6 protein-coding genes and 1 pseudogene are annotated in these 14,768 nt (G+C 59.2%); 1 reads left to right on the plus strand and 6 read right to left on the minus strand.

Features of this window, described 5'->3' with window-relative positions:
* Positions 1-50: 50 nt before the first annotated feature.
* Positions 51-2,648 carry a bifunctional aconitate hydratase 2/2-methylisocitrate dehydratase gene (acnB, locus tag CK911_RS14735; RefSeq protein WP_098972699.1) on the minus strand — a complete coding sequence of 866 codons (2,598 nt, stop codon included), beginning with the start codon at positions 2,646-2,648 and terminating at the stop codon, positions 51-53.
* A gap of 229 nt (positions 2,649-2,877) precedes the next feature.
* Positions 2,878-5,138, minus strand: a pseudogene (locus tag CK911_RS14740) (patatin-like phospholipase family protein).
* A 235-nt stretch (positions 5,139-5,373) separates the two neighbouring features.
* On the opposite strand from CK911_RS14740, the gene CK911_RS14745 reads away from it, so the two are divergent.
* On the plus strand, positions 5,374-7,284 hold the full coding sequence (locus CK911_RS14745; protein ID WP_068978952.1) for a methyl-accepting chemotaxis protein: 1,911 nt from the start codon (positions 5,374-5,376) through the stop codon (positions 7,282-7,284).
* A gap of 85 nt (positions 7,285-7,369) precedes the next feature.
* Here the strand turns inward: CK911_RS14745 and CK911_RS14750 are convergent, their stop codons facing one another.
* From CK911_RS14750 to aceE, 4 genes are all read right to left on the minus strand, one after another.
* Positions 7,370-8,332: a diguanylate cyclase gene (locus CK911_RS14750; protein WP_098970873.1), complete on the minus strand. Its 963-nt coding sequence runs from the start codon at positions 8,330-8,332 to the stop codon at positions 7,370-7,372.
* A 126-nt stretch (positions 8,333-8,458) separates the two neighbouring features.
* On the minus strand, positions 8,459-9,886 hold the full coding sequence (lpdA, locus tag CK911_RS14755) for a dihydrolipoyl dehydrogenase (protein WP_042019549.1): 1,428 nt from the start codon (positions 9,884-9,886) through the stop codon (positions 8,459-8,461).
* A gap of 162 nt (positions 9,887-10,048) precedes the next feature.
* Entirely contained in the window at positions 10,049-11,935 is a 1,887-nt protein-coding gene (gene aceF / locus CK911_RS14760; protein ID WP_098970875.1) for a pyruvate dehydrogenase complex dihydrolipoyllysine-residue acetyltransferase, read from the minus strand.
* A gap of 124 nt (positions 11,936-12,059) precedes the next feature.
* Positions 12,060-14,720, minus strand: coding sequence for a pyruvate dehydrogenase (acetyl-transferring), homodimeric type (aceE, locus tag CK911_RS14765; RefSeq protein WP_042019551.1), 2,661 nt, complete (start codon positions 14,718-14,720; stop codon positions 12,060-12,062).
* Positions 14,721-14,768: the final 48 nt, after the last annotated feature.

Genomic DNA, 14,768 nt, shown 5'->3' on the forward strand with positions numbered 1-14,768 from the left:
AATACGCGGCATTATTGACTTCTTATCGCGTAAATCGCGCAAGAACTCCGTTAAACGGCTTGCTGCAGGATCACCGCATCGGCCTTCTTGGTGTAGGAGGCGATCTCGTTGAAGTTGAGGTAGCGGTAAGTATCTGCCGCAGTGGCATCCAGCGCCTTGGCGTACTGCAGGTACTCCGCCACGGTCGGGATCTTACCGAGGATGGCGGCAACTGCTGCCAGCTCCGCAGAGGCCAGGTAGACGTTGGCACCTTTACCCAAACGGTTCGGGAAGTTACGGGTGGAGGTAGAGACCACTGTGGCCCCTTCCGCTACCCGCGCCTGGTTGCCCATGCACAGCGAGCAGCCCGGTATCTCGATGCGGGCTCCGACACGACCGAAAATGCCGTAGTAGCCCTCTTCGGTCAGCTGATCCTTGTCCATCTTGGTGGGCGGGGCAATCCACATACGGGTCGGCAGTTCGCCCTGATACTTCTCGAGCAGTTTGCCAGCGGCACGGAAGTGGCCGATGTTGGTCATACAGGAACCGAGGAATACCTCGTCGATCTTGTCGCCAGCAACACTACTGAGCAGACGGGCATCGTCCGGATCGTTCGGCGCGCAGAGGATTGGCTCCTTGATGGTGGCCAGATCGATCTCGATGATTTCGCTGTACTCGGCATCCTTGTCCGCTTCCATCAGCACAGGGTTGGCCAGCCACTCTTCCATCCCCTTGATGCGGCGGGTAATGGTACGCGGGTCGCCGTAGCCTTCGGATAGCATCCATTTCAGCATCACGATGTTGGACTTCAGGTACTCGATGATCGGAGCCTGATCCAGCTTGATGGTGCAACCGGCGGCAGAGCGCTCGGCGCTGGCATCGGCCAGCTCGAATGCCTGCTCTACCTTGAGAGTCGGCAGACCTTCGATTTCGAGGATGCGGCCGGAGAAGATGTTCTTCTTGCCCGCTTTCTCGACGGTCAGCAGCCCTTTCTGGATGGCGGCGTAGGGGATGGCATGAACCAGATCACGCAGGGTGATGCCCGGTTGCAGCTCGCCCTTGAAGCGCACCAGTACCGATTCCGGCATATCCAGCGGCATCACGCCGGTAGCGGCAGCGAACGCCACCAGACCGGAGCCCGCCGGGAAGGAGATTCCGATGGGGAAACGGGTGTGGGAGTCACCACCGGTACCCACGGTATCCGGCAGCAGCATGCGGTTCAGCCAGGAGTGGATGACGCCGTCACCCGGACGCAAGCTCACACCGCCGCGGTTCATGATGAAGTCCGGCAGGGTGTGGTGAGTCTGCACGTCGATAGGCTTGGGATAGGCCGCGGTGTGGCAGAAGGACTGCATGGTCAGATCGGCGGAGAAGCCGAGGCAGGCCAGATCTTTCAGCTCATCGCGGGTCATCGGGCCCGTGGTGTCCTGAGAGCCGACCGTGGTCATCTTGGGCTCGCAGTAGGTGCCCGGGCGAATGCCCTGCACGCCACACGCCTTGCCCACCATCTTCTGGGCCAGGGTGAAGCCTTTGCCGGTATCGGCCACCGGCTGCGGGCGACGGAATACGGTGGAAAATGGCAGACCCAAGGCTTCGCGAGCCTTGTCGGTCAGACCACGACCGATGATCAGCGGGATACGGCCACCGGCGCGCACTTCGTCGATCAGCACCTCGGTTTTCAGTTCAAACTGCGCCAGCACCTGCTCGGTACCGTGCTTGCAGATCTTGCCGGCAAAGGGGTAGATGTCGATCACATCGCCCATCTCCAGCTTGGAGACATCCACTTCGATGGGCAGGGCGCCGGCATCTTCCATGGTGTTGAAGAAGATCGGGGCAATCTTGCCACCCAGACAGACACCGCCAGCGCGCTTGTTCGGCACGAACGGAATGTCGTCGCCCATAAACCAGAGCACCGAGTTGGTGGCGGATTTACGGGAAGAACCGGTACCGACCACGTCACCCACATAGGCCAGCGGGAAGCCTTTCTCTTTCAGGGCATCGATGGTCTTGATGGGGCCGACGGCACCATCTTTGTCGGGGGTGATGCCGGGACGGGCGTTTTTCAGCATCGCCAGGGCGTGCAGCGGAATGTCCGGGCGGGACCAGGCATCCGGTGCCGGAGAGAGGTCGTCAGTGTTGGTTTCGCCGGTCACCTTGAACACGGTGACGGTGATCTTCTCGGCCAGTTCCGGGCGAGAGAGGAACCACTGCGCATCAGCCCAGGATTGCATCACCTGCTTGGCGTGGGCATTGCCCGCCTTGGCCTTCTCTTCCACGTCGTGGAAGGAGTCAAACATCAGCAGGGTATGGGAGAGCCCCTTGGCGGCCAGCGGCGCCAGCGTGGCATGATCCAGCAGATCGATCAGCGGTTGAATGTTGTAACCACCCTGCATGGTACCGAGCAGGGCAACGGCTTCTGCCGCAGTCAGGATCGGAGAGTGGGCTTCGCTCTTGGCGACGGCGGTGAGAAAACCGGCTTTAACATAGGCAGCTTCATCAACTCCGGGTGGAATGCGGGAGGACAACAGCTCTTTGAGAAAGTCTTGTTCGCCAGCGGGCGGGTTCTTGAGAAGCGTTACCAGGGCGGCGACTTGCTCTGCATCCAGAGGCTTGGCGACCACGCCCTCGGCAGCACGTTCTGCGACGTGTTTACGGTATGTTTCAAGCACGACTAATTCCTCTTTGGTCTTTTTTTGGGGTTCGCCCACGCTCGCGGCGATCGTCCTTGCAGGACACCCCGTAGGGTGCTCCCCACTATATAAGTTTTAACGACTAATTAAAATCCAAACCCTGTTTACTTATTCATCACAAAAACGTAACCAACTAACCAGCCTGATATTTTTTGAAAAATTACTGCCCACCACCAACCAGAGTTAACAAATTGGCAGCAATTTGGCATTATTCGAACGTACTGCCCAATTGCAGATAGAAGACATCATTGCCCCCCTCCGCCATGCCGTAGCCAAGGAAGATGGGGCCAAGGAAGCTCTCGACTCCCACATAGACAGAGCCAGCCGTAAACGAGCTCTCCAGGCTGATATCCTCACCCTTGTTCCAGACCCCCCCTGCTCGATGGATCCACCCAGATAGAGCGGCACCTTGAGCGCGCCGAAGTCGTTGTCTGCCACCCGATAGATGTAACGCAAGCCGCCAAACAGGCTGTAGCGGCCACTCAGTTGGTAGCGCTGGAAACCGGATAGGCGGAACAGCCCCCCCAGATCCTGAATGTGCAGCGGCACCACCTCTTCACTGCCTGAGCCGCCCCCTTCGAGGATAAGGTTGAGACTATGGCGGTCCCAGGACCAGGGTTTGATCATCGACAAGTGATAGTTCCACCCCTCACTGCGGGAGCTCTCGGAGGGGTCCCCATCCAGATCGACGTGGGAGTAGCCCAGCTTCATATCCCACTTAACCCCTTGGTAAGGGAAGTAGAGACTATCGAGGGTATCGTGCTCGAAACGGGCATAAGGCCCCCATGCATTGGCATCCACCTCCAGGTCATTGATATTTTTCACATCGATTTTGCCAGTCTGCCCCTCCAGCCCCATCGACAAGCGGCTCCATGGCTGGCGATTCCAGCCAACAGCGACATTAGTGCTGAAGAAAGAGTATTCAGAGTCGAGATAACTGAGCTGCACTGACGAGGGGTCAGGGTCGGGGAAGAACAGCCGGCGCTGTGTCTGGTCATAGGCCAGACTGGCCTCGCCATAGAAGGTCTGGGAAGGCTCAAGCGGAGTATAGAAGTTGGTCTTGAGGTGCTTGGCGGTGCCCAGCGATGCCTCGGTCAGCCACTCGGCCCCCCAATCATTGACGTTGGTGAGGGTGTAGGACATGCCAACGTTGTAGTTGGAGGTATTCTCGAAGTCATCGGTGAAGCCAAACTGAAAGTTGAGGTAACCCGGCCCCCAGTTCTTCTCGCTGGCATCCACCACCAGCACATTCTCCCCATCGCGCTCTTCCACCTCATAGGTGATGCGATCAAACGACTCCAATGCATAGAGGCGACGAATACCCGCCTCCAGACTCTCGTTGGTCTGCACCTTGTCCGGCCGCACTTTGAGCATGGCGCGGACTGTCTCATCAGAGAGGCGCGACTTGTTGATGATCTCCACCTTGTCGATGAAGTAAGCAGGCTGACCACTGCGCTCGGCACGACGGCTCAATTTCTGGTTGCGATAGGCGGCGTACTGCTCCTTGCTGAGGGACAGCTTATCGAGCTGCAGCGCTGCCTTTTCGGCGACCGCCTCCCCCATCTTGATCCCCTCCGGCATGCGGGCGAAATCGGCGATCCCCATGCCACCAAACTCGGGGACTAGCAGAATATCCTTAGGCCCCAGCAGCGCTTTCTGTTTTTCAGTGCCCACCTGGGTCATGTAGGTGGTGAGCTGATCGATCATCGCCAGACCAGACTTGAGGGACTCCCGGGTGCGCAGCTTGGCGCTGATATCCACCGCGATCACCACATCGGCCCCCATCGCCTTGGCGACATCCACCGGCATGTTGTTGACACTGCCGCCGTCCGCCAGAATATGCCCTTCCCAATCGACGGGCTTGAGCGCCCCCGGGATGGACATGGAGGCCTGCATCGCCTTGGCGAGGCTACCGCTCCCCAGCACAAAGGGGGTGACCGTCTCCATGTCGGTCGCTACCGCCCGATAGGGGATCGGCAGGTCATCAAAACTGTGCTGCACCGGCAGGTTGGAGGTCGCCCCCCGCAGCAGACTGGCCATGGATTGGCCCTGAAAGAAGCCATCCGCTAACTGCACTGCATCGCCATTGACCCCAATATCGGTACGCAGCTGATACTGTTCGTTTTGCTGCTTCTTGCGCAAAGAGAGCTCATCGCGGCCAACTTTGTCCTGATAGCCCTTGTTCCAGTCAATGGCCAAGGTGGCGCGCTCCACCTCTTCGGCGCTGAGCCCCATGGCGTACATGCCCGCCACGTAGGATCCCATGCTGGTACCCACTATGATGTCGACCGGAATACGCTTTTGCTCCAGCACCTTGAGGATGCCGATATGGGCCGAACCCTTGGCGCCGCCGCCGCTGAGCACCAGAGCAATCTTGGGACGTCCACCATCAGCGGCTTGAGCCAGCAGAGGGCTGAGCGCCACCAACACCAAAAGCAGACGGGTCCATCCCGCACCAAAGCTGCGCATCATATTTTCCATATTATTCAGGGGGTCAGTCACCAAAGATGGCTTCTACTATAAGGAGCGTGGCGGTTAGCGCAACCGCCAATCCGCATCCTGCGCAGCCTGCATGCCGGAGGGGCGAGCCGCCGCCCCTGTGAGCGCAAACGTAATCCGCAAATAAAGGGCTGCCTGCCTCATGGACGGTGCAGCGCTGCCGCTAATATGAGGGTCGTCAACCCTCCACCTTTTGAGCGCGTTTATGCTGGCAACCCTCACTCTTAAACAGAAAATACTGGCTACAGTCACCCTGGCCGTGGTCGTCTCCTGCCTGCTGGTAGGCTACTTCAGTCAACGCTCGGCCCAGCAACTGATCGAAAACCGGATGTTCGAGCAGGAGCTGCCCAACCTGACCCAGCGGATCAGCAAGGAGATTGAACAGGATCTCCACGGCATAGCCCAGGCCGCCCGCCAACTGGCCACCGACCGCTTCATCCTCGACTGGGTAGATCGGGGCATGCCCAAAGAGCAGGAGCCCATCCTCATCAACCAGCTCAAGGATGTGGCCAACCAGTATGGTCTGGTGACCGCCTCTTTCGCCGATCGCCAGAGTGCCGCCTACTACAACCAGGATGGCTTCCTGCGCAACCTGACCCCAACGCAGGATGGCTGGTTCTATGACTACACCAAGAGCCAGAAGGAGATGACCCTCAGCATCTTTCGCGAGAGCAACGGCGAGGTGAAGCTGTTCGTCAACTTCCAGCAGCTCAACGGTCGTGGACTGGCCGGCTTTGCCAAATCCCTCGACAGCATGGTGACCATGGTCGCCAACTTCCGGCTGGAAGAGAGCGGCATCGTCTTTATGGTCGATGGCAGCGGCAAGGTGAAGCTGCACCCCGAGGCTAACCGCATCGAACGCGATACCCTTGGCAGCATTGCCAGCGGTGATACCGGCAGCCTGCTGGCCAAACAACCTTTTGCCGTCATCAACGCCGAGGTGAACGGCGAGCCCATGGTACTGGCCAGCAGCTATATCCCGCTGCTCGACTGGTATCTGGTGGCCCAGGTGCCACAAGCCGAGATCTATGCCGAGCTGGATCAGACCCGCAACGAGATCCTGATGATCTCGCTGGTGATTGCGCTGGTCATGGGGCTGATGGGGATGCTGCTGGCAGGCTCGGTCAGTCGTCCGCTCAACGAGCTGGCCCGCCTGTTCAAGGAGCTGGGCAGCGGCGATGGGGATCTCACACAGCGCCTCAAGGTGGAAGGTCGTGACGAGCTGAGTCAGGTCGCCACCGGCTTCAACAACTTCGTCGCCAAGATCCACGCCTCCATCGAGCAGGTGGCAGAGAACTCCCGCCAGCTCGCCGACACCGCCAACGAGGTGGCCAACAAGGCGCAGCTGACCCAGCACAACTGTACCGCCCAGCGCGACCGCACCGTGCAGGTGGCCACCGCCATCCACGAGATGGGGGCCACGGTGAGCGAGATCGCCGGTAACGCCTCGCTGGCAGCGGACGTTGCCAAACAGGCCAACGATCAGGCCGATGCGGGGGCGGTAGTGGTGGCGCAGGCGCGCCACGGCATCGTCGGGCTCTCCGGCGATATTGAGCAGGTGGCAGGGGTTATCGAGTCGCTGGCAAGCCAGACCGACTCCATCGGCAGCATCCTCGAAACCATCCGCAGCATCTCGGAGCAGACCAACCTGCTGGCACTGAACGCCGCCATCGAGGCTGCTCGCGCCGGTGAACAGGGTCGCGGTTTTGCCGTGGTGGCGGATGAGGTACGCAATCTGGCCAACCGCTCCGCCGCCTCGACCGCCGAGATCCAGGGGATGATCAACCGCTTGCAGGAGCAGAGTGCCCGCGCCGTCAGTGCCATGGCACAAGGGCGTAACCAGAGTCTGGAAGTGGTGAGTCAGGCCGATGCAGCCAACGCAGCCCTCGGCCAGATCACCGCCCACATCACCCAGATCAACGACATGAATATCCAGGTCGCCACCGCCACCGAGGAGCAGTCCAGCGTGGTCGGCGAGATCAACCGCAATGTGGAGGATATCAACCAGCTCACCATGGAGACCGCCGATATCGCCCACCAGCTGACCGAGTCCAGCCGCAGCCTGCAGCAGCTCTCCGGCCAGCTGGACAAACTGGTTGGCAACTTCCGGCTCTGACCCGCACCCTGACCTGAGCCATCAACAACAGAGAGCGCCGTGGCGCTCTCTGTTGTTTCTCGTGGTTGCTCCTGCGGTATAACCCTCAGCGCTTGCTATCCCGCTTGCGCTGATACATCAGCTCATCGGCGCGGGTGAGCAGCTCGGCCAGCGATACACAACTGCGCCCGTCATAGCTGACGATCCCGGTACTGCAGGCCAGCGCATAACCGCAACCACTGTGCCGATTATGCTCGGCCAAGATAGCGTTGAAACGTTCATAAGCCAGCTGCGCCTGTGCCTCCACCACATTGGGCAGCAGGACGGCGAACTCATCGCCGCCCATGCGGGCAAACACATCGGCACCACGAAAAGCCTGTTTGAGCAGAGTGGCAAAGACGATCAGGGCCCGATCCCCTTCCGCATGGCCCCACCGATCATTGATCCCCTTGAAACCATTGAGATCCAGATAGAGCAACGCCAGTGGCATCTGCAAGCGACTGGCCAGTGAGAGACTCTTCTCTGCCAGCATCACGAACCCGCGCCGATTGGAGATCCGGGTCAACTCATCAATGGTGGCCAGTTGTACCGCTTCGAGCTCCCGCACCACCATCGCCGCCAGATCCTTGAGCAGCCCCACATCTTCGTCACTCAAGACCCGTGGCACAGTGTCTATGATACAGAGCGTCCCCAGCTTGCAACCGTTGGCGATCTGCAGTGGCTGTCCGGCATAGAAGCGGATGCAAGGCCCACCCACCACCAGCGGATTGTCGGCAAAACGGGGATCAAGGGAGGCATCGGGTACGATGAAGGTCTCATTACCCATGATGGCGTGGCCGCAGAATGAAATATCCCGCGCAGTCTCGCTGACCTCCAGCCCGATACAGGATTTAAACCACTGGCGATCTTCATCCACCAGACTCACCAGCGCGATCGGGACATCAAACACCCGTCGGGCCATGCGGGTCAGCCGGTCAAACCGCTCCTCTGCTTCGGTATCAAGCAGAGAAAGGCGCCGCAGGGTGTCCAGTCGCAATGCCTCATCGGGTGGAATAGGTGCCTCTAGCATTGGGTATCTCTCGTCCGTGATAAAACCTATCTTTAGCATATTTGGCTTTAGAAAAGTCGGCGCGCTACGGAGAAAACAAAAAGCCGCTCGATTGAGCGGCTTTTTCAGGCAAGCGGGGGAAGAAAATTACTTTTTCTTCTTGGCTTTGGCGTTCGGCAGGTCGGTGATGGAGCCTTCGAACACTTCGGCAGCCAGACCCACAGACTCGTGCAGAGTCGGGTGAGCGTGGATGGTCAGCGCGATATCTTCGGCGTCAGCCCCCATCTCGATGGCCAGACCGATTTCACCCAGCAGTTCACCGCCGTTGGTACCGACGATGGCACCACCGATGACGCGGCCGCTCTCCTTGTCGAAGATCAGCTTGGTCATACCGTCGGAGCAATCAGACGCAATGGCGCGACCAGATGCAGCCCACGGGAAGGTGGCGACTTCGAAGTTCAGCCCTTGTTGCTTGGCTTCCTTCTCGGTCACACCGACCCACGCCATCTCTGGCTCGGTATAGGCGATGGACGGGATCACTTTCGGGTCGAAGTAGTGCTTCTTGCCGGCGATAACTTCGGCGGCAACGTGGCCTTCGTGCACACCTTTGTGGGCCAGCATCGGCTGACCAACGATGTCACCGATGGCGTGGATGTGCGCCACGTTGGTACGCAGCTGCTTGTCCACCTCGATGAAACCGCGCTCGGTCACGGTCACACCGGCCTTCTCGGCATCCATCAGCTTGCCGTTCGGTACACGGCCTACGGCAACCAGCACGTTGTCGTAACGTACCGGCTCGGCAGGGGCATGCTTGCCTTCGTAAGATACGTACAGGCCATCTTCACGGGCTTCAACTGCGGTGACCTTGGTCTCCAGCATGATGTTGAATTTCTTGGCCACGCGCTTGGTGTAGATCTTGACGATGTCTTTGTCGGCAGCCGGTACCAGCTGGTCAGCAAATTCCACTACGTCGATCTCGGAACCCAGCGAGGAGTAAACGGTACCCATCTCCAGACCTATGATGCCACCACCGATAACCAGCAGTTTACCGGGTACGGTTGTCAGCTCCAGCGCATCGGTAGAATCCCATACGCGGGGGTCATCATGGGGGATGAACGGCAACTTCACCGGACGGGAACCGGCGGCGATGATGGCGTTGTCGAAGGTGACAGTGGTCTTGCCATCTTCCCCGGTGACTTCAAGGGTATTCGGGCCGGTAAATTTACCAAAGCCGTTAACAACCTGAACTTTACGCATCTTGGCCATGCCAGCCAGACCGCCGGTCAGCTGGTTGATGACTTTTTCTTTCCACAGACGGACTTTGTCGATGTCGGTTTGCGGGGCACCGAAGATGATACCGTGTTCGGCCAGCGCCTTGGCCTCTTCAATCACTTTGGCAACGTGCAACAGCGCCTTGGAGGGAATACAACCCACGTTCAGGCAGACGCCACCCAGGGTGGAGTAACGCTCGACGATAACAGTATCCAGACCCAGGTCAGCCGCGCGGAAAGCAGCGGAATAACCGGCAGGGCCAGCACCCAGTACTACGACCTGAGTTTTGATTTCTTTACTCATCATGACCTCTTTGTCGTTCTTATATCCCCGGACGGCGCAGTCTCAAGCCTACTTTTTACTTAAACAAGAGGGCGGCTGCGGCCGTGAAAAAACGGGGCAAGTTTACAATCCTGTTAATGAAATGAGAAGTAAAAAGGGCAGGCTCTGGGCCCGCCCTCTCACTTACAGGACCAGTCGACGAATGTCGGACAGCACGCCGTTCATGGTGGTGATGAAGCGAGCACCATCGGCACCATCGATCACGCGGTGGTCGTAGCTCAGAGCCAGCGGCAGCATCAGGCGCGGCGCGAACTCTTTACCGTTCCACTTCGGCTTCATCTCGGACTTGGAGACACCGAGGATAGCCACTTCCGGCGCGTTGACGATTGGGGTAAAGCTGGTACCGCCGATGCCACCCAGGCTGGAGATGGTGAAGCAACCGCCCTGCATGTCGGCAGCGGTCAGCTTGCCGGCACGGGCCTTCTTGGAGATCTCGGCCAGATCGCGCGACAGCTCCATGATGCCCTTCTTGTTGACATCACGCACCACCGGAACCACCAGACCGTTGGGGGTATCCACCGCCACACCGATGTTGATGTACTTCTTCATGATAATCCGGCTGCCATCTTCAGACAGGGAGCTGCAAAAACGCGGGTGCGCTTCCAGCGCCTTGGCGGCGGCTTTCAGGATGAACACCAGCGGGGTGATCTTCACGTCCGACTTCTGCTTCTCGAGCATCAGGTTCTGCTCTTTGCGGAACGCTTCCAGCTCGGTGGTATCAGCTTCGTCGAACTGGGTGACATGAGGGATCATGGCCCAGTTGCGGTGCAAGGCAGGACCAGAGATCTTCTGGATCCGGGTCAGTTCGACCTCTTCCACTTCACCGAACTTGCTGAAATCGACCTTCGGCCACGGCAGAACGCTCATGCCGTTGCCAGTGCCGGTGCCAGCAGCCGGAGCGGATTCGGCGCGCTTGATGGCATCCTTCACATAGGCTTGCACGTCTTCTTTGACGATGCGGCCTTTGCGACCTGAACCTTTAACCTTGGCCAGATTGACACCGAACTCACGGGCCAGACGACGTACCGCCGGAGAGGCATGCACGTAAGCATCGTTGGCAACGAAATCGGTAGCGGCAGCAGCCTGGGCAACCGGTGCCGGAGCAGCGGCAACTGGTGCAACAGCGACCGGAGCGGCAGCTTGTACCACCGGGGCGGCGGCAGGCGCAGCGCCAGCTACTTCGAATACCATGATCAGGGAACCGGTGGAGACCTTGTCACCCGCCTTCACCTTGATCTCTTTAATGACACCGGCGAACGGCGCAGGCACTTCCATGGAGGCCTTGTCACCTTCCACGGCGATCAGGGACTGGTCAGCTTCAACCTTGTCACCCACGGCAACCATGATCTCGGTGACTTCCACTTCGTCGCCACCGATATCCGGTACGTTGACCTCTTTGGCAGCGGCGGCAACCGGGGCAGCAGCCACGGGAGCGGCGGCTTGAGCCGGAGCAGCAACGGCAGCAGGCGCAGCGCCAGCCACTTCAAACACCATTACCAGAGAACCGGTAGAGACCTTGGCGCCAGTGGCCACCTTGATCTCGACCACGCGGCCCGCGAACGGCGCAGGGACTTCCATGGAGGCCTTGTCACCTTCCACCGCAATGATGGACTGGTCAGCTTCAACCATGTCGCCCACGGCAATCATGATCTCGGTCACTTCGACTTCGTCATCACCGATGTCCGGTACGTGTACATCTTTGCGCGCGGCAGCGGCAGGAGCGGCGGCCGGTGCATCAGCAACCGGGGCGGCAACTGCAGCAGGAGCGGCAGCCGCGCCCTCTGCTTCGAAGATCATGATCTGGGAACCGGTGGCAACCTTGTCGCCCACCTTGATCAGGATCTCTTTGACGATACCGGCGGCAGGAGCCGGGACTTCCATGGAGGCTTTATCACCTTCCACAGCGATCAGGGACTGGTCGAGCTCGACCTTATCGCCCACGGCCACCATGATCTCGGTCACTTCCACTTCATCGGCGCCGATATCCGGCACCATAATCTGTTTGGACATTGTGCTTTATCCTCTTGCGTGCATCCGCGTGACTGGCTGACCGCCCTCACGCGTATCGCGCGTTAACCGTTTACTGTAAACCTAGACAGTGTCGCGCCGCAGTGCGGCGCGACACTTGATCCTCTTACGCGTACAGCGGGTTGACCTTGTCGGCATCGATGCCGTACTTGGTGATGGCATCAGCCACAACCTGCTTGTCGATCTCGCCGCGCTTGGCCAGTTCGGTCAGGGCAGCAACCACCACGTAGAATTCGTTCACTTCGAAGTGACGACGCAGGTTGGCGCGGCTGTCGGAACGGCCGTAACCGTCGGTACCCAGCACACGGTAGTGCTCGGTCGGTACGAAGGCGCGAACCTGATCGGCGAAGGACTTCATGTAGTCGGTCGCAGCGATGGTGGCTTCGGAACCCAGTACGGTAGCGATGTACGGTACGCGAGCCTCGGCGGTCGGGTGCAGCATGTTCCAGCGATCCACGTCCTGACCGTCACGGGCCAGTTCGTTGAAGGAGGTGACGCTGAACACGTCGGAACCCACGCCGTACTCGCTGGCCAGGATCTGGGCGGCGGTGCGCACATGACCGAGGATGGAGCCACAACCCAGCAGTTGAACCTTGCCCTTGCTGCCAGCAACGGTTTCCAGCTTGTAGATACCCTTGCGAATACCTTCTTCCGCGCCTTGCGGCATGGCTGGCATCGCATAGTTCTCGTTCAGGGTGGTGATGTAGTAGAAGACGTTCTCCGGCTTCTCACCGTACATGCGACGCAGGCCGTCTTGTACGATCACCGCCACTTCATAGGCGTAGGACGGATCGTAGGAGACGCAGTTCGGGATGGTGTTGGCCAGGATGTGGCTGTGACCATCTTCGTGCTGCAGACCTTCGCCGTTGAGGGTGGTACGACCGGAGGTCGCGCCCAGCAGGAAGCCACGGGCTTGCTGGTCCCCGGCTGCCCACGCCATATCGCCGACACGCTGGAAGCCGAACATGGAGTAGTAGATGTAGAACGGGATCATCGGGCAGTCGTTGGTGCTGTAAGAGGTCGCAGCAGCCAGCCAGGAGGACATGGCACCCAGCTCGTTGATACCGTCTTGCAGAACCTGACCCTGCTTGTCTTCCTTGTAGTAGGAGACGATGTCACGGTCTTGCGGGGTGTACTGCTGACCGTGCGGGCTGTAGATACCGATCTGGCGGAACAGACCTTCCATACCAAAGGTACGGGCTTCGTCAGCCAGGATCGGTACGATGCGCTTGCCGATAGACTTGTCTTTCAGCATCACGTTCAGGGAACGCACGAACGCCATGGTGGTGGAGATTTCGCGCGCCTGCTCACCCAGCAGCGGGCCGAAGGTTTCCAGCGCAGGGATTTCCAGCTTGGTGGTGCTCTCCTGCAGACGGGTCGGCACATAGCCTTTCAGGGCGGTGCGACGGTCGTGCAGGTATTTGTGCTCGGCAGAACCGGCTTCGATCTTCAGGTAAGGCAGATCGGCCAGCTGCTCGTCGGCCACCGGCAGGTTGAAGCGGTCACGCAGGTGACGCACGGAGTCCAGCTCCATCTTCTTGACCTGGTGCGCGATGTTCTTGCCTTCAGCCGCTTCACCCATGCCATAACCCTTGATGGTCTTGGCCAGAATAACGGTCGGCTTGCCCTTGGTCTGGGTCGCCTTGTTGAACGCAGCGAACAGTTTGCGAGGATCGTGACCACCGCGGTTCAGGGTAAAGATCTCCTCGTCGGTCATGTCTTTGACCAGCGCGGCAGTTTCCGGGTAACGGTTGAAGAAGTTCTCGCGGATGTAGCCACCGTCGCGGGACTTCATGGTCTGGTAGTCACCATCCACGGTTTCGTTCATCAGCTGGATCAGCTTGCCGGAAGTATCTTTCTTCAGCAGCTCATCCCACTTGCGACCCCAGATCACCTTGGTGACATCCCAACCGGCGCCAGCAAACAGACCTTCCAGCTCGTTGATCACCTTGCCGTTACCGACCACAGGACCATCCAGACGCTGCAGGTTGCAGTTGACCACGAATACCAGGTTGTCGAGCTTTTCACGCACGGCAACGGTCAGGGCACCCTTGGCTTCCGGCTCGTCCATCTCGCCGTCACCCAGGAAGGCGTAAACGGTCTGCTCGGAGCAATCCTTGAGACCACGGTCGGTCAGGTACTTCAGGAAACGCGCCTGATAGATGGCGGCGATAGGACCCAGACCCATAGAGACGGTCGGGAACTGCCAGAAGTCCGGCATCAGTTTCGGGTGCGGATAGGAAGGGATACCCTTGCCATCCACTTCCTGACGGAAGTTGTCCAGCTGCTCTGCGGTCAGACGGCCTTCGGCAAAGGCGCGGGCATAGATGCCCGGGGAGATGTGACCCTGGAAATAGACCAGGTCACCACCATCCTTCTCGCTGCGAGCGCGGAAGAAGTGGTTGAAGCAGACATCATAGATAGTCGCAGAAGAGGCGAAGGAAGACATGTGACCACCGAGGTCCAGATCTTTCTTGGAAGCGCGCAGCACGATCATCATGGCGTTCCAGCGGATGATGGCGCGAATGCGGCGTTCCATCTCCAGGTCGCCCGGGTAGTCCGGCTCATCGCTGGACGGGATGGTGTTGATGTAATCGCGATTTGCCTTGGCAGCCACGTCCACACCGCTTGCGCGGGCTTTCTCAGCAAGCTGTTCAAGAATGAACTGAGCGCGTTGCGGACCCTCTTCACGCAGCAAGGATTCCAGAGAGGCAAGCCACTCCAGCGTTTCTATCGGGTCCACATCGTTCTTCAGGATATCAGACATGGCTGGTTCCTATTTTGTTGTGATTGCACGGCATTGCGCGGCGAAGGG

This window comes from Aeromonas sp. CU5, assembly GCF_002586745.1.
Taxonomy (GTDB): Bacteria; Pseudomonadota; Gammaproteobacteria; order Enterobacterales; family Aeromonadaceae; genus Aeromonas; species Aeromonas sobria.

Excerpts from the sequence above, each read along its gene's own strand:
- aceF (WP_098970875.1), bottom strand. The coding sequence starts at position 11,935 with ATGTCCAAACAGATTATGGTGCCGGATATCGGCGCCGATGAAGTGGAA.
- CK911_RS14745 (WP_068978952.1), top strand. The coding sequence starts at position 5,374 with ATGCTGGCAACCCTCACTCTTAAACAGAAAATACTGGCTACAGTCACC.
- aceE (WP_042019551.1), bottom strand. The coding sequence starts at position 14,720 with ATGTCTGATATCCTGAAGAACGATGTGGACCCGATAGAAACGCTGGAG.
- CK911_RS14750 (WP_098970873.1), bottom strand. The coding sequence starts at position 8,332 with ATGCTAGAGGCACCTATTCCACCCGATGAGGCATTGCGACTGGACACC.
- lpdA (WP_042019549.1), bottom strand. The coding sequence starts at position 9,886 with ATGAGTAAAGAAATCAAAACTCAGGTCGTAGTACTGGGTGCTGGCCCT.